Annotated in this window: 21 protein-coding genes and 1 riboswitch; of the genes, 7 read left to right on the top strand and 14 right to left on the bottom strand. The window is 73.4% G+C overall.

Features of this window, described 5'->3' with window-relative positions; genetic code table 11:
* Positions 1-159 precede the first annotated feature (159 nt).
* Together J7I94_RS32265 and J7I94_RS32260 are read right to left on the bottom strand one after the other, a co-directional pair.
* The gene (locus J7I94_RS32265; RefSeq protein ID WP_215172897.1) at positions 160-1,536 is read right to left on the bottom strand and encodes a metallophosphoesterase; all 1,377 of its coding nucleotides are present in this window, start codon (positions 1,534-1,536) and stop codon (positions 160-162) included.
* Between the two features lie 33 nt (positions 1,537-1,569).
* Positions 1,570-1,809, bottom strand: a complete 240-nt coding sequence (locus tag J7I94_RS32260) for an SCO4848 family membrane protein (RefSeq protein ID WP_215172895.1) — start codon at positions 1,807-1,809, stop codon at positions 1,570-1,572.
* Positions 1,810-1,900: 91 nt separating this feature from the next.
* Here J7I94_RS32260 and J7I94_RS32255 point away from each other — a divergent pair, with 91 nt between their 5' ends.
* Complete coding sequence (locus J7I94_RS32255) at positions 1,901-3,187, top strand: D-alanyl-D-alanine carboxypeptidase (RefSeq protein WP_308114787.1); 1,287 nt, start codon at positions 1,901-1,903, stop codon at positions 3,185-3,187.
* Here the strand turns inward: J7I94_RS32255 and J7I94_RS32250 are convergent.
* From J7I94_RS32250 to J7I94_RS32235, 4 genes are read right to left on the bottom strand one after another with little or no spacing between them, the layout of a single operon-like run.
* A complete protein-coding gene (locus J7I94_RS32250; RefSeq protein ID WP_215172891.1) occupies positions 3,135-4,052 on the bottom strand; it encodes a YihY/virulence factor BrkB family protein in 918 nt (305 codons plus the stop codon). The genes J7I94_RS32255 and J7I94_RS32250 overlap by 53 nt on opposite strands.
* Entirely contained in the window at positions 4,040-4,579 is a 540-nt protein-coding gene (locus J7I94_RS32245) for a GtrA family protein (RefSeq protein ID WP_251076059.1), read from the bottom strand. The genes J7I94_RS32250 and J7I94_RS32245 overlap by 13 nt, the downstream gene beginning before the upstream one ends.
* 17 nt (positions 4,580-4,596) lie before the next feature.
* On the bottom strand, positions 4,597-5,547 hold the full coding sequence (locus J7I94_RS32240; RefSeq protein ID WP_215172889.1) for a decaprenyl-phosphate phosphoribosyltransferase: 951 nt from the start codon (positions 5,545-5,547) through the stop codon (positions 4,597-4,599).
* Complete coding sequence (locus J7I94_RS32235; protein WP_215172887.1) at positions 5,540-6,064, bottom strand: phosphatase PAP2 family protein; 525 nt, start codon at positions 6,062-6,064, stop codon at positions 5,540-5,542. Before J7I94_RS32235 ends, J7I94_RS32240 begins: the two co-directional genes overlap by 8 nt.
* A gap of 144 nt (positions 6,065-6,208) precedes the next feature.
* Here J7I94_RS32235 and J7I94_RS32230 point away from each other — a divergent pair, with 144 nt between their 5' ends.
* Together J7I94_RS32230 and J7I94_RS32225 are read left to right on the top strand one after the other, a co-directional pair.
* Positions 6,209-7,564: an FAD-binding oxidoreductase gene (locus J7I94_RS32230; protein WP_215172885.1), complete on the top strand. Its 1,356-nt coding sequence runs from the start codon at positions 6,209-6,211 to the stop codon at positions 7,562-7,564.
* A 9-nt stretch (positions 7,565-7,573) separates the two neighbouring features.
* Positions 7,574-8,329 (top strand): decaprenylphospho-beta-D-erythro-pentofuranosid-2-ulose 2-reductase, encoded by a 756-nt coding sequence (locus J7I94_RS32225; RefSeq protein WP_215172884.1) that lies wholly within the window; start codon positions 7,574-7,576, stop codon positions 8,327-8,329.
* A gap of 20 nt (positions 8,330-8,349) precedes the next feature.
* Here the strand turns inward: J7I94_RS32225 and J7I94_RS32220 are convergent, their stop codons facing one another.
* The 5 genes from J7I94_RS32220 to J7I94_RS32200 form a co-directional block, all read right to left on the bottom strand.
* Positions 8,350-10,548: a PQQ-binding-like beta-propeller repeat protein gene (locus J7I94_RS32220; protein ID WP_215172882.1), complete on the bottom strand. Its 2,199-nt coding sequence runs from the start codon at positions 10,546-10,548 to the stop codon at positions 8,350-8,352.
* Positions 10,549-10,600: 52 nt separating this feature from the next.
* Positions 10,601-11,182: a 2'-5' RNA ligase family protein gene (locus tag J7I94_RS32215; RefSeq protein WP_215172880.1), complete on the bottom strand. Its 582-nt coding sequence runs from the start codon at positions 11,180-11,182 to the stop codon at positions 10,601-10,603.
* 132 nt (positions 11,183-11,314) lie between these two features.
* Positions 11,315-12,328, bottom strand: a complete 1,014-nt coding sequence (gene trpS, locus J7I94_RS32210) for a tryptophan--tRNA ligase (protein WP_215172879.1) — start codon at positions 12,326-12,328, stop codon at positions 11,315-11,317.
* A 99-nt stretch (positions 12,329-12,427) separates the two neighbouring features.
* A complete protein-coding gene (locus J7I94_RS32205) occupies positions 12,428-13,882 on the bottom strand; it encodes a glycine hydroxymethyltransferase (RefSeq protein WP_215172877.1) in 1,455 nt (484 codons plus the stop codon).
* Between the two features lie 32 nt (positions 13,883-13,914).
* A riboswitch (ZMP/ZTP riboswitch) is annotated at positions 13,915-14,004 on the bottom strand.
* A 41-nt stretch (positions 14,005-14,045) separates the two neighbouring features.
* Entirely contained in the window at positions 14,046-14,609 is a 564-nt protein-coding gene (locus J7I94_RS32200) for a TetR family transcriptional regulator (RefSeq protein WP_215172875.1), read from the bottom strand.
* A 93-nt stretch (positions 14,610-14,702) separates the two neighbouring features.
* Here J7I94_RS32200 and J7I94_RS32195 point away from each other — a divergent pair, with 93 nt between their 5' ends.
* Positions 14,703-15,629, top strand: a complete 927-nt coding sequence (locus J7I94_RS32195) for an oxidoreductase (RefSeq protein WP_215172873.1) — start codon at positions 14,703-14,705, stop codon at positions 15,627-15,629.
* 23 nt (positions 15,630-15,652) lie between these two features.
* Positions 15,653-16,603, top strand: coding sequence for an alpha/beta hydrolase fold domain-containing protein (locus tag J7I94_RS32190; RefSeq protein ID WP_215172871.1), 951 nt, complete (start codon positions 15,653-15,655; stop codon positions 16,601-16,603).
* Positions 16,604-16,638: 35 nt separating this feature from the next.
* On the opposite strand, the gene J7I94_RS32185 is transcribed toward J7I94_RS32190, so the two are convergent.
* The 3 genes from J7I94_RS32185 to J7I94_RS32175 form a co-directional block, all read right to left on the bottom strand.
* Positions 16,639-17,823 (bottom strand): glutathionylspermidine synthase family protein, encoded by a 1,185-nt coding sequence (locus J7I94_RS32185; RefSeq protein WP_215172869.1) that lies wholly within the window; start codon positions 17,821-17,823, stop codon positions 16,639-16,641.
* Between the two features lie 6 nt (positions 17,824-17,829).
* Complete coding sequence (locus J7I94_RS32180; protein WP_215172867.1) at positions 17,830-18,141, bottom strand: hypothetical protein; 312 nt, start codon at positions 18,139-18,141, stop codon at positions 17,830-17,832.
* A gap of 141 nt (positions 18,142-18,282) precedes the next feature.
* The gene (locus tag J7I94_RS32175) at positions 18,283-19,122 is read right to left on the bottom strand and encodes a bifunctional 2-polyprenyl-6-hydroxyphenol methylase/3-demethylubiquinol 3-O-methyltransferase UbiG (RefSeq protein ID WP_215172865.1); all 840 of its coding nucleotides are present in this window, start codon (positions 19,120-19,122) and stop codon (positions 18,283-18,285) included.
* A 12-nt stretch (positions 19,123-19,134) separates the two neighbouring features.
* Between J7I94_RS32175 and J7I94_RS32170 the strand changes: the two genes are divergently transcribed.
* Together J7I94_RS32170 and J7I94_RS32165 are read left to right on the top strand one after the other, a co-directional pair.
* Positions 19,135-19,311: a hypothetical protein gene (locus J7I94_RS32170; RefSeq protein WP_215172862.1), complete on the top strand. Its 177-nt coding sequence runs from the start codon at positions 19,135-19,137 to the stop codon at positions 19,309-19,311.
* Between the two features lie 107 nt (positions 19,312-19,418).
* Positions 19,419-20,453: a hypothetical protein gene (locus J7I94_RS32165; protein ID WP_215172856.1), complete on the top strand. Its 1,035-nt coding sequence runs from the start codon at positions 19,419-19,421 to the stop codon at positions 20,451-20,453.
* Positions 20,454-20,481 lie beyond the last annotated feature (28 nt).

Raw genomic sequence — 20,481 nt, 5'->3', positions numbered from 1 at the left:
GCGGGTACACCCGCCCGGCCGGAGGAAACCGGCCCGGTTTGCGCCCACCGGCCCGACGGAGGAAACCGGCCCGGTTTGCGCACACCGGCCCGACGGAGGAAACCGGCCCGGTTCGCGCACCCCCCGGCAGAGGAGACGGACCCGACCCGGATGGGGCCGTCAGGCCTGGCGGGAGGCCAGTTCGATCACGGTGATGTCGGACTCGGCGCCCACGCGCGTGGGCGGGCCCCAGGCGCCCGCGCCGCGGCTGACGTAGAGCTGGGTGTCGCCGTAGCGCTCCAGGCCGGCCACGGTCGGGTTGGCGGCGGCGGCCAGGAGCGGGCCGGGCCAGAGCTGGCCGCCGTGGGTGTGGCCGGAGAGCTGGAGGTCGACGCCGTGGTCGACGGCGTCGTGGATCATCACCGGCTGGTGGGCGAGGAGCACACAGGCGCGGCTGCGGTCGCGGTCGCCGAGAGCGCGCTCGTAGTCGGGGCCCTGGCCCTCGTCCTCGCCGCTGATGTCGTTGACGCCGGCCAGGTCGAAGTGGGGCAGTTCGGTACGGGCGTTCTCCAGGGGCAGCAGGCCCAGGCGCCGCACCTCGTCCACCCACTGCTCGGCGCCGGAGAAGTACTCGTGGTTGCCGGTGACGAAGTACGCGCCGTGCCGGGCGCGGAGCTGCGCGAGCGGCGCGGCGGCGGGACCGAGGTCCTTCACACTGCCGTCGACCAGGTCGCCGACGACCGCTATCAGGTCGGGCTGGGTGCCGTTGACCGTGTCGACGACCTTCTGCGCGAAGCCCCGGCCGAGGACCGGGCCCAGGTGGATGTCGCTGACCACGGTGATCCGGAACCCGTGCGCGGCGCGCGGCAGCTTGGCCAGCGGCACGGTGACGCGTTTGACCGTCGGCCCGTTCAGCACGCCGTACGTCCCGTACCCGACCGTCCCCACGGCCACCGCGGCGGCGGCCCCGCCGACGACCCGGGAGACGAAGAGGCGTCGGGAGGGGACGGCGAGGGGGGTGGCGGAGGTGGGCGTGGGGGCGGTGGTGGCAGTGGTTCCGGTCCCGGGAGACGTGGGGGGCGCGGCCTCCACGGCCGCCGCACCGGACGCACCGGACGTGGTGGCCGTGCCGTCGCCGCCCGGGGACGGGGCCGCGGCCCCCGCCGCCACGCGCTCCGTCGGCACGTCGGCGCGGGACTCCGGGGCCGGGGCCGGGGCGGGCGCCCGCCCCGCGGCCCGCCGTTCCAGCAGGAGCCGCACCAGCGGCCGTACCGCCTCCCCCACCAGGAGCGCCAGCAGCAGGTAGACCGAGAGGGCCATCCACAGGAAGCCCGGCCACCCCAGGACCCGCTGGAGCCAGAAGGGCGCGCCCGAGCGCTCGGCGACCAGCGCGCCGACGGCCAGCAGCCAGCCGCCCGCGACCAGTACCGCGCCCGCCCGGCGCACGCCGCCCGCGCGCCGGGTCGTGTCGCGGAACAGGCGCCGCCACACATACCAGTTGGCCGCCACCAGGACGCCCACCACCAGCAGCGCGACCAGCGCCAAGACGATCACCATCGTGTCCCTACCCCACCCCTTGTGAAACCGCGACTATGACGTGCGGCGCAGTGCGCGCAGACCGCGCAACCCGATGACCCCGACGACCGTCCCCAATACGAAGGAGACCACCGCCAGCAGCAGGTGGACCCAGAAGTACGCCGTGGGGTCGCCGTCCTCGAACGCGAGCCCGCTGCTGTCCTTGGCGAGATTCTTGACGAAAGTGATCCAGATGATCCAGGACCACACCCCGAAGATGAGCAGGAACCACGAGACGGGACGGCTGAGCTTCATACAGCCAGTATCGCCGCCGCGTGTCCGGTTCCGTGTCCGGGGTGGGGAGGCGGGTGGGACGGCGCGGGGAACGGGCGGTACGTTCTCGACCGTGCCCGCACCCAAGAAGACCGTCCGGCGATCGTTGCTGGTCACTCCCGCCGTCCTGACCACCGTCTCGGCCCTCGCGCTGGCCTCACCGGCCGCGTACGCCGCGCCGAGCCCGGATTCCTCGGCGAGCCCCTCCGCCACGCCCCCGGCGAACATGTCGTCCGTGGGCGGCGCCCGCCTCGGGCAGCCGGGGACGCAGGCCAATCTCGCCGGCGGCGTGCCCGTGCTGCCCAAGGACATCACCGCCCGCTCCTGGATCGTCTCCGACGCCGAGTCCGGCGAGGTCCTGGCCTCGCACAACGCCCACTGGCAGCTGGCCCCGGCGTCCACCCTGAAGATGCTGTTCGCCGACACGCTGCTGCCGCAGTTCCCGAAGACCACCGAGCACAAGGTCGCCCCCTCCGACCTGGAGGGCATCGGCTCCGGCTCCAGCATGGTCGGGATCAAGGAGAACGAGACGTACACCGTCCACGACCTGTGGCTCGGTGTCTTCCTGCGCTCCGGCAACGACGCCGTGCACGTGCTGTCCGCGATGAACGGCGGCGTGGACAAGACGGTCGCCGACATGAACGAGCACGCCGAGGAGCTACAGGCCCTCGACACCCACGTGGTCAGCCCCGACGGCTACGACGCCCCCGGCCAGGTCTCCTCCGCGTACGACCTGACCCTGTTCGCCCGCTCCGGGCTGCAGAAGGCGGACTTCCGCGAGTACTGCTCGACGGTCAGCGCGAAGTTCCCGGGCGAGACGACGAAGAACAAGAAGGGCAAGACGGTCCGCAAGTCCTTCGAGATACAGAACACCAACCGGCTGCTGACCGGCGACTACGACATAGAGCAGTACGAGGGCATCGCCGGCGTCAAGAACGGCAACACCACCAACGCGGGCGCCACCTTCACCGGGGTCGCCGAGCGCGACGGCAAGGTGCTCCTGGTCACGGTCATGAACCCGGAGAAGAACGACCACAACGAGGTCTACAAGGAGACCGCCAAGCTCTTCGACTGGGGGTTCAAGGCGGCCGGCAAGGTCGAGCCGGTGGGCGAGCTGGTGGCCCCGAAGGGCGCCGAGTCGAGCGCCTCCCCGGCGACGGGCGGGGGCGAGGCCGGCGGCAGCGGTGACGCGGCCACGGGCACGAAGACCGTCGGCGCCGCCGCGGCGGGCGGCTCGGGCGGCGCCGGGACGGCGCTGGCGATCACCGGCGGGGTGCTGGTGCTGCTCGCGGGCGCCGCGTTCCTGGTCAACCGCCGGTGGCCGCTGCCGGACCTGGTGCGTCGCCGGACCCGTCCGTGACGTCGGCGGGTTCGGTCTCCTTGCCGCCCGTCGCCGTCCAGGAGGCGCAGAACAGGACCAGCTTCGAGGTGAAGTTGATCCACAGCAGCAGGGCGACGGGCACGCCGAACGCGCCGTACACGCTCTTCGCGGCCACGCCCCGCACATAGCTGCTCAGCAGCAGCTTGAGCAGTTCGAAGCCGACCGCGCCGATCAGCGCCGCCACCAGCAGCCGGCGGCGCTCGGGCTCGGCGCCGGGCAGCAGGGTCAGGACGTAGAGCAGGACCAGGAAGTCGGCGAGTACGGCGACGGCGAACGCGGCGATGTACAGCAGTACCCCGCCGACGCCGCCGTCGTCCATGCCCAGGTGCCGGACGAGCCAGCCGGCCAGCGCGGAGGCGACGGTGGAGAGGGCGAGGGTGACCAGCAGCGCGCCGCCGAAGCCGATCAGGACACCGCCGTCCTTGGCCCGGCGCAGGAGAGGGTTGTCGTCCTCGTCGGGCAGTTCCCACACCGCCCGCAGACAGCCCCGGGTCGAGTCGACCCAGTTCATGCCGGTGAACAGCAGCAGGGCGGCGGCGATCAGCCCGACGGTGCCGGCGTTCGCCACCAGCCCCTCGATGTCCAACTGGTCGCCGAGGCCGGGGAACTGATCGGCGATCGCTTCCTGGACCTCCTTCTGCTGCCGCTCGCTGAGCGTGGCGGCGGTGATCGCGGCGCCCAGCGAGAGCAGCGGGAACAGCGCGACGAAGCTGCTGAAGGTCATGGCGGCGGCCAGCCGCGTCCACTTGACCCGGTCCAGGCGCTCGTACGACCGCCACGCGTGCGTGGCCATCAGCCGCGCCGTCCACGGGCCCACTACGGGAAGCTTTTTCAGCCAGTCCATGGTCCGTCTCTGCCCCCGGTCGGGAAAACCAGTGTCCTTGTGCCCCAGAAACGCAGCAGCGTGGCCAGCGCCATGCCGATTCCCGCGCCGGAGACGGTGTCGGCGCGCTGCGAGGTGAGGCCGAGGCCGTAGTGGCTGACGGCGAGGCAGAGGAGTTGTACGGCGGCCCCGGCGAGGTTCACCGCGAAGAAGACGGCGTACGGGCGCGGGCCCCGGGGCCGGGTGTGCCGGTAGGTGAAGAGCGCGTTGCCGGCGTACGCCACCGAGCAGCCGGCGACGAAGGAGAGCGCCTTGGCGGTGAGCGGGCCGAGTCCGGCCGGTCCGCGCAGGCAGGTGAAGAGGGCGAGGTCGACGGCGTAGGCGAGCAGGCCGACGGAGGCGAAGCCGAGGAGTTCCCGGCGGGGACCGGGCGCGCTCGCCGTACCGCCCGGCGCGCCCGCCGACTCGGCCCACCCGCTCGCCGCGTCACCCGTCCCGCTCGCCGCGTCACCCGTCCCGCTCACCATGCCGCCCGTCCCGCTCGCCATGCCACCGCCCGCCGCGCTCACCAGTTGGCCACCGCGGCCCCGTACATCGCGGCCCAGACCACCCCGATGACGGCGAGCGCGCGGTCGCGCAGCACCACGTCCTCGGGTTCGCCGGCCGTGCCCCGGTCGGCGAAGACGGCGTAGCGCAGCACGGCGAGGACGAAGGCGACCACGGAGAGCTGGCGCCAGGGCAGCAGGCCGGCGTGCGGGACGCCGCCCTCCTCCAGGGCCCACAGGCAGTAGCCGAGGACGGCGACACCGGCCGCGAGCTGCCAGACGAAGCGCAGGTAGCCGACGGTGTACTCGGTGAGCAGCGCGCGGGTGGCGCCCGCCGCCCCGGCCATCTGCACGGCCTCGGAGTAGCGCTTGGCGGAGACCATGAACAGCGCGCCGAAGCCGGTGGTGATCAGGAACCAGCGGGAGAGCGGGATGCCGAGCGCCAGTCCGCCGGTCACCGCGCGCATCAGGAAGCCCGTGGTGACGACGACGAGGTCGACGACGAGGACGTGCTTGAGGGTGACGCAGTACGCCAGTTGCATGCCGAGGTAGGCGGTCAGCAGGGCGGCGACGGCGGGCGGGCAGAGCCAGAGCGCGGTGGCGGGCGCGAGGAGGGCGAGGGCGCCGCCGGCGGCGTAGGCGACGGGGACGGGGACCTGTCCGGCGGCGACCGGGCGGTGCCGTTTGACCGGGTGGGCGCGGTCGGCGTCGGCGTCGCGGGCGTCGTTGACCAGGTAGACGGCGGCGGCGCAGGCGGTGAACAGGAGGAAGGTCAGGGGGAGCCGGGCCAGGGCGGCCGTGGTGAACAGTTCTCCGGCGGCGGCCGGGGCGGCGACGACCAGGACGTTCTTGACCCACTGCTTGGGGCGCGCGGTGCGGACCAGGCCGGTCAGCAGGCCGCCCGCGCCGGGCGGTGGTGCCGGGGACCGCTCGGGGGTGCGCCGGCGCAGGACGGCGGTGGTGTCAGCCACGTGCGGCGCCTCCTCGCATCCAGCCGGCGCCGAGACGGGCCGTGAGGGCGCCCAGGGCGGCGCCGGCCGCCACGTCCGAGGGGTAGTGGACGCCGGTGACCAGCCGGGAGAGGCACACCGCGGCGGCCACCGGCCAGGCGGCGCGGACCCCGAGGGTGCCGAAGACGACGGCGGCGGCCACCGCGGAGGTGGCATGCGAGCTGGGGAAGGAGTGCCGGCCCACGGTGGGCACCAGGGGCCGCACATGCGCGGGGCGCGGACGGCGCACGACCCGTTTCACGCCCATGCTGGCCAGGTGCGCGCCCGCGGTGAGCGCGGTGCCGCGCAGCCAGGCGCCGCGCCGGGCGCCGTCCGCGGCGGCCCCGGCGAGGCCCGCCGCCAGCCACAGCGCCCCGTGCTCCCCCACGAAGGACAGGGCGCGGGCGGCGCCCGCCACGCGCGGGTCGCCGCCGCACGCTCTGAGGGCGGAGACGATCCGGTGGTCCATGCCGTCGCGGTGGTCGAGGTGGTGGTCCATACGGACTCACTGTTCATGCCGGTGGCGGCGGAACTCCGGCAAAACTCCGGAACTATTGAGCGACATCCCATTAATCACCCATTTCGGGGATAAACCGGAGGTTTCAGAATTGATGTTGGATAAAGGGGCGATACGGTCACCGGCATGTCTGCCGACACCGACTGGGGCCCCGTCACCGGCTGGGGCCGTACCGCCCCCACCGTCGCCCTCCTGGTCCGCCCCCGGACGTACGAGGAGGCGGCGCTCGCCGTCCGCGCCTGCGGCCGGCGCGGTGCCGTCGCCCGGGGCCTGGGCCGGGCGTACGGCGACGCGGCGCAGAACGCGGGCGGGGCCGTGCTGGACATGACCGGCCTGGACAAGATCCACGCCATCGACGTCGAGGGCGGCACCGTACTGTGCGACGCGGGCGTCTCCCTGCACCGGCTGATGGAGGTGCTGCTGCCGCTCGGCTGGTTCGTGCCGGTGACGCCGGGCACCCGTTACGTCACCGTCGGCGGCGCGATCGGCGCCGACATCCACGGCAAGAACCACCACGTCAGCGGCTCCTTCTCCCGGCACGTGCGGTCGCTGGAGCTGCTCACCGCCGACGGGCGGGTGCGGACCGTCACACCGGGCACGCCGCTGTTCGACGCGACCGCCGGCGGGATGGGCCTGACCGGCGTGATCCTCACCGCGACGGTCCGCCTCCACCGCGTCGGCTCCTCGTGGATGTCGGTCGACACCGAGCGCGCCGCCGACCTGGACGACCTGCTGGCCCGGCTGACCGACGGGGACCACCGCTACCGGTACTCCGTCGCCTGGATCGACCTGCTCGCCCGCGGTGCCGCGACCGGCCGCGCGGTCCTCACCCGCGGCGACCACGCCCCGCCCCACGCCCTGCCGCGCCGCGCCCGCCGGGAGCCCCTCGCGTTCCGCACCGCCCGCCTCCCGGCCGCCCCCGCGTACGTCCCGGAGGGCCTGCTGACCCGGTCCACGGTCGGCCTCTTCAACGAAGCCTGGTTCCGCAAGGCCCCCCGCGCCCGCACCGGCCGGCTCCAGCGCATCCCGTCCTTCTTCCACCCCCTGGACGGCGTCCCGCACTGGAACCGGATCTACGGCCGCGGCGGCTTCGTCCAGTACCAGTTCGCCGTCGGCCACGGCCAGGAGGAGGCCCTGCGCCGCATCGTGCACCGCATCCGCGCGCACCGCTGCCCGTCCTTCCTGGCCGTCCTCAAGCGCTTCGGGGACGCCGACCCGGGCTGGCTGTCCTTCCCGGTGCCCGGCTGGACGCTGGCCCTGGACATCCCGGCCCACCTGCCCGGCCTCGGCGCCCTCCTCGACGCGCTGGACGAGGAGGTGGCGGGGGCGGGCGGCCGGGTCTACCTCGCCAAGGACTCCCGGCTGCGGCCCGAGCTGCTCGCCGCGATGTACCCGCGTCTCGACGACTTCCGCGCGCTGCGCGCGGAGCTGGACCCGCGCGGGGTGTTCGTCTCCGACCTCTCCCGCCGCCTCGATCTCTAGGAGACCGCCATGAAGGACGCCTTCGGCCTGCCCCAGTCCCTGCTCGTCCTCGGCGGTACGTCCGAGATCGCGCTGGCCACCGCCCGCCGCCTGGTGGCCCGCCGCACCCGTACGGTCTGGCTCGCGGGGCGCCCCTCCCCCGCCCTGGACGAGGCCGCCGAGGGGCTGCGCGGGCTCGGCGCCGAGGTACGCACGGTCGCCTTCGACGCCCTCGACCCCGAGTCGCACGAGGAGGTGCTGGGGAAGGTCTTCGCGGAGGGCGACATCGACCTGGTGCTGCTCGCCTTCGGCGTCCTGGGCGACCAGGCGCACGACGAACGGGAGCCGGTGAGCGCCGTGCGGGTCGCGCAGACCAACTACACGGGCGCCGTCTCCGCCGGCCTGGTCTGCGCCGCCGCGCTCCAGGACCAGGGCCACGGCTCCCTGGTCGTCCTCTCCTCCGTCGCCGGGGAGCGGGCCCGCCGCGCCAACTTCATCTACGGCTCCAGCAAGGCCGGCCTGGACGCCTTCGCGCAGGGCCTGGGCGACGCGCTGCACGGCACCGGCGTGCACGTCATGGTCGTACGCCCCGGGTTCGTGCGGTCGAAGATGACCGCCGGTCTGGAGGAGGCGCCGCTGGCGACGACGCCGGAGGCCGTCGCCACCGCCATCGAGCTGGGCCTGAGGCGGCGCTCGGAGACGGTGTGGGTGCCCGGCGCGCTCCGGGTCGTGATGTCGGCCCTGCGCCACCTGCCCCGCACGGTGTTCCGGCGGCTGCCGGTGTAGGGCCCCGGCCCGCTGTGTGGTTATGAACCGTCCGGTGACAGGCCGGGGACGTGGCAGGCCCGTACGCCGCCGGGGCCGCGCAGGTAGAGCAGGTCGCCGTAGGTCCAGTGCGGCTGGGTGTCGCAGGCCGCGGGCTCGTGGACCGACTCCGCGGACCACACCTCGTGACCGTCCGCCGGCCGCACCGCGCGCAGCCGCAGCCCGTCGTACAGGAACAGCAGACCGCCGTGCCGCTCCGGTGCGAACTGCGGGGTGCCCACGCTCCGCCCGGCCTCCGCCCGCCACAGCAGCTCGCCGCGGGCCGTGTCACGGGCGAACGCCACCCCGCCGGCCACGGCCCACAGCACACCGTCCACGGCTCCGGTGTACGTGTGCGACAGCGTGTCGCGGTCGCCGTACGCCGGCGCCGACCACAACAGCCGGCCGGTGCGCGCGGCGAAGGCCCACGTGCCCTTGGTCGTCACCACGGCGACCACGTCCCGGTCCGGATCGACGCTCACCGCGCCGTTGGCCCCCCGGGGTCTTCGGCTGCGCCACAGGACGGTGCCGGTGACACCGTCCCGGCAGGCCAGCCCCCAGTGGGGCCGCCAGGTGAAGACGCGCTCGCCGAGGGAGGCGGAGGCCTCCGCCCGCTCCCGCCACCAGGTGCCCGTGTCGGTGGCCAGCCCCACGGCTTCCAGGCACCGGTAGCCCTGGACGAACAGCCGGTGGTGGGCCGCCCAGACGGTCGTGCCCCAGAGCGCGGTGCCCGGGTCGTTGCTCAGCCGGGGGGTCATGACCGGCTCACCGGTGGCCGGGTCCAGCAGGTAGAGGTGCTCCCAGGTCGGCACCGAGTGATCGGGCGTCTCGGGGGCCGGGTCGCGCAGGGTGTGGCGCAGGGCGACCCAGTGCCGTGGGGTGTCGGTGACGAAGAGACGGGCCCCCAGGGGCACGCCGGACCCCTCCCCCTTCTCCTGGCGGCTCCACCGGCACGCCCCGTCCGCCGCCCGGTGGCCGCTGATCCGGCCGTCGGCGTCGGCGACCACGAAGACGTCCCCGGCCGCCACGGGGCCCGCGGCCAGGCTCCTCCAGCCCGTCGGGAGGCTCCAGCGCACGGTGCCGGCGACCGCGTCCAGCCCGTACAGCCGGCCGCCGGCCGCGACGCACACCACGCCGGTTCCGTCCCCGGTGTACGCGAGGGCCGGGCCGCGCAGCGGGACCCACTCCGTGCCCGCGCGCTCGGGCGCCGTCCACTCCCACGGCCGGGGCCGTACGGCCGCTCCGTTTCCCTTCTGCCCGGCGGACGCCACCGCCACCGAAGCCACCGCCACCGAGGCCACCGCCGTCGCCGCCTGCGACTCGGCGCCCGCGAGGAGGTCCCGGACGGCGGGTGCCAGCAGGCCGGCGAAGGGGCGCGGCGGCCCGGCCCGGCCGATCCGCTCGGCGCACAGCGCCGCCAGGTCGGACAGGGCGGGGCGGGCGGCGGGGTCGAGGGCGAGTCCGGCCTCGGCCAGGGCGGCGAAGGACGCGTCGAGACCGTCCGGGAGATCGGGCGGTTCGTGCAGGACGTGGGCGATGTACTCGACCAGCGTGCCGCCGCGGAACGGGCTCCGGCCGCCGGCCGCGTACACCAGGAGGCAGGTCAGCGCGAACACGTCCGCCGCCGGGCCGACGTCGCGCATGCCCCGTAACTGCTCGGGGGCGGCGTAGCCCGGGGTGCCCGCCGCCTCGTGGGTGACGGTGAGGCGGGTGGCGTCGGCGAGGGAGGCGATGCCGAAGTCGATGACCCGGGGGCCGTCCTCGGCCAGGAGCACGTTGGACGGCTTGAGGTCGCGGTGCACGAGCCCGGCGCCGTGCAGGGTGGCCAGTGCCTCGCAGAGCCCGGCCCCGAGCCGCCAGACGGCGTCGGGAGCGAGCGGGCCGCCGCGGGCGACGACCGTGCCGAGGTCGGGCCCGGCCACGTACTCGGTGGCGAGCCAGGGCAGCGGCGCGGCGGGGTCCGCGTCCACGAGCGAGGCGGTGAAGAACCCCCCGGCCCGGCGCAGCGCCTCCACCTCGCGGCGGAACCGGGCCCGGAAGCCGTCGTGGTCGGCGATGTGCCGGTGCACCGTCTTCACCGCGACCCTGCGGCCGCCCGCGGTGAGCCCCAGGTAGACCGTGCCGAAACCGCCCGCGCCGAGCCGGCCCAGCAGCCGGAAGTCCCCCACCGTGGCCGGGTCCTCGGGTCTGAGCCCCGTCACCCCCACCCTCGCGCCCTCCCCCATGAGTGCCTGTGCGCCCGGGCCGCGTCGGTCAGCGGGCGGGCAGGCCGCCCCGGGCGCGCGGGGCACCGGGCTGTGGGGGTACGACGGTACCGCCGAACACGTACTCGTGCAGCTTGCGCCAGACGCCGTCGGTGCCCTGCTCGTAGAGGGCGAACCCGGTGCAGGGCCACTCGGCCGCGTAGTCGGCCAGTTCCTCGAAGGCGCGGTCCATGGCCGCCTCCTCGATGCCGTGCGCCACGGTGACGTGCGGGTGGTACGGGAACTGCAGCTCGCGGGCGACCGGCCCGGACGCGTCACGGACCTGCTTCTGCAGCCAGGAGCAGGCCTCGGCGCCCTCGACCACCTGGACGTAGACGACCGGGGAGAGGGGGCGGAAGGTGCCGGTGCCGGACAGCCGCATCGGGAAGGGCCGCCCGGCGGCGGCGACCTCCGCGAGGTGCGCCTCGATCGCGGGCAGCGTCGCGGCGTCGACCTCCGTCGGCGGCAGCAGGGTGACGTGCGTGGGGATGCCGTGAGCAGCGGCGTCGCCGAAGCCCGCGCGCAGCTGTTGCAGCCGGCTGCCGTGAGGCTCCGGGACCGCGATCGACACGCCGATCGTTACGGTCCCCACGTCGTCTCCTGTTCTGACCTGTCGTCGTTCCGGAAGTGGCCGCCGGTGCGGCCACCTGTTCTCCGACTGTACGGCCACGGCCCGGCAGCGGGCAGGCGCAACCGGAGTGATGTGCGGCGCTCGGGGTGGCGCTCAGTGCTTGGCGGGCAGGAAGCCCACGCGGTCGTACGCCTGGGAGAGGGTCTCCTCCGCGACCGCCCGCGCCTTCTCCGCGCCCTTGGCCAGGACCGAGTCCAGCGTCTCCGGGTCGTCCAGGTACTGCTGGGTGCGCTCCCGGAACGGCGTCACGAAGTCGACCATGATCTCGGCGAGGTCGGTCTTGAGAGCGCCGTAGCCCTTGCCCGCGTACTTCTCCTCCAGCTCGCCGATGCCCGCACCGGTGAGGGTGGAGTAGATGGTGAGGAGGTTGCTGACGCCGGGCTTGTTCTCGGCGTCGTAGACGATGACCGTGTCGGTGTCGGTGACCGCGCTCTTGACCTTCTTGGCGGTGGTCTTCGGCTCGTCCAGCAGGTTGACCAGGCCCTTGGGCGTGGACGCGGACTTGCTCATCTTGACCGTCGGGTCCTGGAGATCGTAGATCTTCGCCGTCTCCTTGAGGATGTACGGCTTGGGGACGGTGAAGGTCTCGCCGAAGCGGCCGTTGAAGCGCTCGGCGAGGTCGCGGGTCAGCTCGATGTGCTGGCGCTGGTCCTCGCCGACCGGCACCTCGTGCGCCTGGTAGAGGAGGATGTCCGCGACCTGGAGGACCGGGTAGGTGAACAGGCCGACGGAGGCGCGGTCGGCGCCCTGCTTGGCGGACTTGTCCTTGAACTGGGTCATCCGGGACGCCTCGCCGAAGCCGGTGAGGCAGTTCATGACCCAGGCGAGCTGGGCGTGCTCGGGGACGTGGCTCTGGACGAAGAGGGTGCAGCGGTCCGGGTCGAGGCCGGCCGCGAGGAGCTGGGCGGCGGCCAGGCGGGTGTTGGCCCGCAGCTCCTTCGGGTCCTGCGGGACCGTGATCGCGTGCAGGTCGACGACCATGTAGAACGCGTCGTGGGTCTCCTGGAGGGCCACCCATTGGCGGACCGCGCCCAGGTAGTTGCCGAGGTGGAACGAGCCTGCGGTGGGCTGGATTCCGGAGAGCACACGAGGTCGGTCATTCGCCATGCCCACCATTGTCTCAGAGGGTCATGGATGGTTTCGGCGGGTGGGACCGCGCGACCGTCGTGGCCGGTCGCGCGGTTCCCCGCGCCCCTTCGGGGCGCCTCAGCCGAGGTCGATCTCCGGGTACAGGGGGAACCCGGCGACCAGGTCGGTGGCGCGGCGGGAGATCTCGTCGGCGATCTTGCCGTCCAGGACGTGGGAGGCCTTGGAGGTGGCGCCGGACTTGGTGGTGCCGGGCTCGGCGGCGGTCAGCACGCGGTCGATCAGGCCCGCGACCTCGTCCATCTCGGCGGTGCCCAGGCCACGGGTGGTCAGGGCGGGGGTGCCGATGCGGATGCCGGAGGTGTACCAGGCGCCGTTCGGGTCGGCGGGGATCGCGTTGCGGTTGGTGACGATGCCGGAGTCGAGCAGGGCGGCCTCGGCCTGGCGGCCGGTGAGGCCGTAGGAGGACGCGACGTCGATCAGGTTGAGGTGGTTGTCGGTGCCGCCGGTGACCAGGGTGGCGCCGCGCTTCATCAGGCCCTCGGCGAGCGCGCGGGAGTTGTCGACGATGCGCTGGGCGTAGTCCTGGAAGGCGGGCTGCCGGGCCTCGGCGAGGGCGACGGCCTTGGCGGCCATGACGTGCGGGAGCGGGCCGCCGAGGACCATCGGGCAGCCGCGGTCGACCTGGTCCTTGAGGGAGTCGTCGCACAGCACCATGCCGCCGCGCGGGCCGCGCAGCGACTTGTGCGTGGTGGTCGTCACGATCTGGGCGTGCGGTACGGGGTCGAAGTCGCCGGTGAGGACCTTGCCCGCGACGAGACCGGCGAAGTGCGCCATGTCGACCATCAGCGTGGCGCCGGCCTCGTCGGCGATCTCGCGCATGATCCGGAAGTTCACCAGGCGCGGGTACGCGGAGTACCCGGCGACGATGATCAGCGGCTTGAACTCGCGGGCGGAGGCGCGCAGGGCCTCGTAGTCGATGAGCCCGGTGGCGGGGTCGGTGCCGTACGAGCGCTGGTCGAACATCTTGCCGGAGATGTTCGGGCGGAAGCCGTGGGTGAGGTGGCCGCCGGCGTCCAGGGACATGCCGAGCATCCGCTGGTTGCCGAAGGCGCGGCGCAGCTCGGCCCAGTCCTCGTCGGTGAGGTCGTTGATCTGGCGGACGCCGGTCTTCTCCAGGAAGGGCACCTCGACGCGGGCGCCGAGGACGGCCCAGAAGGCGACGAGGTTGGCGTCGATGCCGGAGTGCGGCTGGACGTAGGCGTGGCGGGCGCCGAACAGCTCGCGGGCGTGCTCGGCGGCGAGCGACTCGACGGTGTCGACGTTGCGGCAGCCGGCGTAGAAGCGGCGGCCGACGGTGCCCTCGGCGTACTTGTCGCTGAACCAGTTGCCCATCGCGAGGAGCGTGGCCGGGGAGGCGTAGTTCTCCGAGGCGATCAGCTTGAGCATCTCGCGCTGGTCGGCCACCTCCTGCCCGATGGCGTCGGCGACGCGCGGCTCGACGGCGCGGATCACGTCGAGGGCGGCGCGGTAGGCGGTGGACTCGGTGGAGAGGGACGGCTGCTCGGCTGACATGGGGACCTCCGGACGGGGGCGTTCGGCGTACACGGTTCGGCCCAGGCGCACGGCACTCGTTCCCGTACGGGCCGCTTCCCGATGGTCGGTCCCATCCCAGCGCGCCAGTCACGGCCCGGGGCAAGGGTACCCGGGGGACAGAAGCGCGGAGGTACGGCGTCCATCATCCGGGCGGGGTGACGAGACGGCGTACGGCGTCCGTGATCGTCGTGCGCCGCTGTGCGGGCGGGACCAGGGAGTTGACGTCCTCGGTGTGGTGCTGCCACATGTTCGCGAGCGTCAGGACGAGCGCCAGGATCTCCGCCGCCGGCTTGTCCCGCCGGACGCTGCCGCGCCGCTGGGCGGCCTCGACCGCGGCGATCTTGTCCCGCATCGAGCGGGCCACGAGGTCGGACGCCGGCCGTTCGGCGCTTTCCAGCGCGTACCAGGTCAGGAAGCGCATGACCTGGGGGTGCCGCTGTCCGGCGTCGTGCAGTCGGCCGGCGTACTCGGGCAGGTCGTCGGCGTCGAGGGGGACCGCGTTCACGGTCTGCTCGGCGATCGCCTCGTAGACGGCCTCGAACAGGCCCTCCTTGCCGGCGGCGAAGGAGTACACCAGACCGGGACTGATCCCCGCGCGCTTGGCGAGCCGGTCCACGCGGGCTCCGGCCACGCCGAACTCGGCGAACTCGGCGAGGGCCGCCTCCATCAGCTGCTGACGCTTGCGGTCGGGGTCGCGTGTTGCCATGCCGTCAACCTTCCTTACTGAACGTTCATTTTACAACTCGGACCGGCTTCCGCATACTGAGCGGAGTAAATGAACATTCATTTAGGAAGTGACATGGTCGATTCACACTGGTCCCCGGCCGGCATCCCGGATCTCTCGGGCCGTACCGCACTGATCACCGGCGCCAACAGCGGCATCGGCTTCCGCACCGCCCAGGTGCTGGCGGAGCACGGTGCCCGCGTCCTGCTCGCGGGCCGGCGCCCCGACTCCCTGGCGGATGCCGCCCGCCGTCTGCGCGCGGAGGTGCCCGGCGCCCGCCTGGAGACGGTGGAACTCGACCTCGGCAGCCTCGCCGCGATCCGCGAGGCCGCCGCCCCGCTCGCCGCGGCCGAGACCCTCGACCTGCTCGTCAACAACGCCGGTGTGATGGACGTCCCGGAGCGCCGGCTGACCCGCGACGGACTGGAACTCACGGTGGGCACCAACCACCTCGGCCATTTCGCGCTGACCGCGCACCTGATGCCCGCCCTGCGGCGCTCCGCGGGCGCCCGGGTCGTCACAGTCAGCGCCGTCGCCGCCGCCTGGCGCTCCGGTGATCTCGCGGATCTGATGAGCGAGCGCGGCTACCGCCCGATGAGCGCGTACGCGAAGTCCAAGCGTGCCAACGTCGTCTTCACCCAGGAACTCGCCCGCCGCCTCGCCGGCGGTGCGCACCGTGCCGTGGCCGTCCATCCGGGCTCGGCCGTCACCAACCTGCAGCGCCACACCTCCGCCAGCCGGACGGGGCGCCTGCTCGTGGCCCTCGCCTCCCGCACGCTGATGGGCTCCCCCGACGGCGCGGCCTGGCCGTCCCTGTACGCCGCGACCCACCCCGAGGTCGCCAACGGGGCCTACCTCGGCCCGGCCGGACGCGACCAGACCTCCGGTACGCCGAGGCCGGTCCGGCTGCCCGCCGGGGCCGACGACCCCGGCGTGGGGGCCCGGCTGTGGCGCGAGAGCGAACGGCTGACCGGCGTCACCTTCCCGGTCCCGCAGACCTGACCGTGCCAGGAAGGAGAAAGCCCGTGACCAGCTCCGACGGATTCGTCCCGAACCCCGACGCGGCCGAGCTCGCCGCCGTCAACCGACGGATCGCCACGATGATGCGGTACCCCGATCTCACCACCCCCGAGGGCCTGGCAGCGGTACGCGCGACCGACTTCTCGCCCGGCGGCGACCTGAGCCATCCCGTCAGCGAGCGGACCGTCCCCGGCCCGGGCGGGGAGCTGACGCTGCGGATCATCCGGCCCGAGGGGCCGCCCGAGGCCGTCATGATCGGCATCCACGGCGGCGGCTGGTGCACCGGCACCCCGGCCGAAGACGACTGGCTCAACGACTACTACGCCGGCCACTCCCACGTCGCGACCGTCGCCATCGACTACCGGCTCGCCCCCGAGCACCCCATGCCCGCGGCGGTCGACGACTGCCTGACCGGGGTCCTGTGGGTCGCCGAGCACGCCGCCGCAGCGTTCGGCACCGAACGCCTCCTGCTGCACGGCGCCTCGGCCGGCGCACACCTGGCCGCGGCGACCCTGCTGCGGCTGCGCGACGAGCACCCCCGGGTGGCCGCCCGGATCGCCGCGGCCGGCCTGCTCTACGGCGCATACGACCTGAGCGGCACCCCCAGCCAGCGTCTCGCCGACGACCACACCCTCGTCCTGCCGGCCCACTGGATCCGCGGCTTCGCCGCCAACACCTTCCCGGACCTCGACGCCGAGCGGCTGCGCGACCCGGCCCTCTCGCCGCTCTACGCACAGCTCGACGGCCTGCCGCCGGCCCTGTTCACCGTCGGCGCACTCGACCCGCTGCTGGATGACAGCCTGTTCATGGCCGCCCGCTGGCGGGCCGCGGGCAACCACGCGGACCTCGACGTCTGGCCGGGCGGCGTCCACGGCTTCGACACCATGGGCCCCCGCACCGGCCGCGCCGTCGCCGCACGCGTCTCGTCCTGGTTCAGCGCCCGCCTGGCCGCCTGACCCGCTCCCGGTCCGCCCGCCGGCCCCGTGGGTGCCTACAGGATCACGTGGGGCAGGAAGCGGGCGTACTCGTCCGTCACCAGGCCCGACGACTCCCGGATGCCCAGGCCCGCCGACTCGTCCTCGACCACCCAGGCGCCGAGCACGACGTGGTTGCCGTCGAAGTCGGGGAGCGGGGCGAGGGCCTGGTAGCAGCAGGGTTCGTCGCGGACGGCGGCCGGGCTGCCGGGCTCGTGGACCGTGACGCCGGCGCCCTCGCGGCCGAGGAGCGGCTTGGCGACCCAGCCGGGGCCCTCGGCCAGTTCGCGGGGGCCGTCGAGGTAGGCCGGGAGGAGGTTGGGGTGGCCGGGGTACAGCTCCCAGAGGACGGCGAGCAGCGCCTTGTTGCTGAGCAGCATCTTCCAGGCGGGCTCGATCCACAGGGTGGAGCCGGTGCCGCCGCCGTTGTCGAGGGTGTCGAGGACGTGGCCGGCGAAGCGGTCGGTGGTGAGCCACTCCCAGGGGTACAGCTTGAAGCAGCTGCGGATGAAGCGGAGCCTGGTGTCGACGAAGCGGCCGGAGAGGCGGTCCCAGCCGATCTCCTCCATGGAGATCGACTCCGTCTTCAGGCCGGCCTGCTCGGCGGTCTCCTGGAGGTAGGCGACCGTCATCAGGTCCTCGCCGAGTTCGTCGGCGGTGGAGTGCGCGAAGTACAGGGGGCTGCCGGGCGGCAGCAGGGCGGCCTGTTTCCTCCAGGCGTCGATCAGGCGCTCGTGGAGGGAGTTCCACTGGTCGGCGCCGGGGAAGCGCTCCTCCATCCAGAACCACTGCGGGGAGGCCGCCTCGACGAGGGAGGTCGGGGTGTCGGCGTTGTACTCCAGGAGCTTCGCCGGTCCCGTGCCGTCGTAGCGCAGGTCGAAGCGGGCGTAGACGGAGGGGAGTTCGGCGCGGCGCCGCCAGGATTCGGCGACGGCCCCGGCCACCCGGGGGTCGGTGATGCCGAGGTCGGCGAAGCGGCCGGCGGTGACGATGTGCTCGGCGGCGGCCAGGCACATGCGGTGCAGTTCCTCGACGACTTCTTCCAGCGCCTCGACCTCGGGGAGGGAGAACACGTAATAGGCGCTCTCGTCCCAGTAGGGGCGCAGGGAGCCGTCGGGGTAGCGGGTGAGGGGGTAGACGAGCCCCTGCCCCTCGACGGTCTGCTGCCAGCCGGGGCGGGGCTCGGTGGTGCGGCGCTCCACGGCCGCTCAGCCGCCGCTGCTGCCGGAGGAGCAGCCGAAGCCGCCCCGGTCGACGGCCTCGTCGCGGTCGAAGGTGCCGTAGTCGGCCCGGCCGCGGGTGACCTCGGAGTCGTAGTACCAGTCCGAACTCGAAAGGCTGGTGGAGGACTTGCAGTTCTTGTCGGCGACGACCTTGTAGCCGTCGGCGAAGGTGTAGTTGTCGCGGTCCACACAGCGCCGGTCGGGCTCCGAGCCGCACGACGTCAGGGCCGCCGCGAGGACCCCCATACCGCCGAGTACGACGGTGCTCGACCGCAGCCGTCGCCGAGTCTCTGCCATGTCCCCATCCCCCGCTGCTGTTGCCGATGTCCGTCCGGACGTACGGCCGTTGGGTCGCTCGGATGTACGGCCGCCGTCGGAGGTGGATGCTACGGCAGGAGCCCGTGCGGGTGGCAACGCGCACGGGCGTGCGGTGGCGGATCAGGGAGTCGCGACGCGTACGGCGGTGGTCGCCAGGGTGGTGTACCGCATGGTGAAGCCGCCGCCCAGCGCGTCGATGGCGTCACCCACCGTGCCCAGGACCTCGGCGAGTCGACCTGCGGGGAGCCGGGTGACGCCGCCGGTCGTGGGGAGCAGGTCCAGCCACTGGTCGCGGGTGTAGGGCCGCTCCCAGTCGAACTGCCACTGTTCCGGTTCGTCGAACCGCCCGGTCTCGCGGATCGTGCCGGCGATCTTCGCGTACCCCGCTCGGTACATCTCCAGCGGACGTCGCGCCGGCTGGCCGCTGAACGGGGAGTCGGGCGCCACCCGACGGCAGGCGGCGGCGAACGCCTCGGCCACCTCGGCCGGGGGTTCGAAGACATGCCCGAAGATCGCCAGGCGCCCGCGCGGACGCAGCACGCGGGCCGCCTTCGCGGCGCCGACGGCCGGGTCGACCCAGTGCCACGACTGGGCGGCGGTCAGCGCGTCGAACGTCCGGCCGGCCGGCTCCCAGGCCTCGAAGGTCGCCGCCTCGACCCGCAGGCCACGGGCGCGCGCGACGTCGGCCATCCGCGCGTCCGGCTCCACACCGAGCACGGCGCATCCGGCGGCCTGGAACTGGCGGGCGGCCGTGCCGGTGCCGCAGCCGACGTCCAGCACGTCGGGGGCACCGGACGCGCCGGACCCCGGGCTTCCGGCGATGACGCGCGCCACCAGGTCGTCGGGGTAGCGGGGGCGGGCCCGGTCGTAGCGTCGCGCGTCGGCGCCGAACGACTCGGCGGTCTGGCGAGCCTGATGCGGGCGCACCGGCTCTGGCTGCTCTCGCGATGGAGTGGGCATGCGGTCACTTTAGTGGGCGCATGCCCACACGCCAATACGGCTGCGCCCCTGGGGAACGCCCGTTCCCTCTCGTCCTTCTTCTACTTCTTCCGCGTCGTGATGACCGCGGCGATGATGGATCCGGTGGCGATGATGATCCCGGAGATGATCTCCATGCCCCGCACCTCCTTCCCGTCGGTGCCGGTGTGATCTGGTGACGCCGACCACCTTGGCGGCCGGCGGAAGGAAGTTGGGGATCGCCGGAAAAACTGCATCCCGGCCATGGAAGCGGCCCCGGCTGCCTAAGGTCACGGACCATGGGAGTGAAGCAGCCGCCAAAGGTCTTGCTGGATCTTCTGCCGGCCGTTGACGCCGCACTGGAGCGCAAGGGGCTGACCGCGGGTCGCTACACCGCAGAGCGTCTGCGCGTGGACTACTACGCCGAGAAGCTGGTGCCGTTGCCCGGCCGGTGCGGGGCGAGCGCCGAGGACGCGGTGCTGTCGATGTTCGTCGCGGCGACGGCGCGGGCCGAGACCGGTCGTCTGTGTCCGGCGATCCGCTGGTACCTGTTGGCGTTCAATCCGGAGCCGGGCGCCACCGAGAAGTTGCGCACGCGGTTGCGGGGTGCGCTCGGGCGGGTGGAGAAGCGCGGGCTCGCGGTGCCGAAGCTACCGACGCAGGCCGAACCGAACTTCAGCGAGGAGCGGGACGCCCTGATCCGCCGAGCGTCCGCCGATGCGAGACAGATCATGATGCCGCTGGCGGACCAGATGGATGAGGAGGAACAACGCCAGGAGACACTGGCGGCGATCAGAACGCTGTTCCCGGTGGAGCTGGACCCTCGGCGTCGGTCGGCCGCTGCCGCGGTGCGTGAGCTGCACCACGCGTTCTCCCGATCCCTGGGTGGCCCGATCTCAGATGAGAGTCGGGCTGACCTGGCGCTGCACATGACACGGCTCCGCGACCGGACAAGCGTTCTGCGGGACCTGATCGCCGAACGGGAAGGGATCACGGACGCGGCATTGGCCGACTCGTATCGGGGATGGACCGATCCGGCGATGGTGCACAGCCTGCTGGACGCAGCACCGGACGAACGGCTTCGGCAGACGGCCATCAAGGTGCTCTCCCGCAGACGTCTGGGGTCGTTGACCTGCCAGGGCCATCTGGGGCAGGGGTGCCGGCCGGCGTGTGACGGCGTGGCGTGGGTGTTGTGCTGCCTGCTGGATCCTCCGGTTCAGAGGTTGTGGGAGCTGCGGCAGGCCGACGTGGCGTGGCTGGTGCAGCGGGTGATGGAGATCATGGGCGTGCCTGCGCGGGTGGTTGAGCAACGCGCTCTTCGTCCGGGCCGGTGAGGGCGGCGTCCAGCGGGCCGGGGCCGGC

It is taken from the genome of Streptomyces sp. ISL-12, assembly GCF_018614415.1.
Taxonomy (GTDB): Bacteria; Actinomycetota; Actinomycetes; order Streptomycetales; family Streptomycetaceae; genus Streptomyces.
The sequence above is the reverse complement of the archived record's forward strand: the minus strand, read 5'-3'. Positions and strand labels throughout refer to the sequence as shown.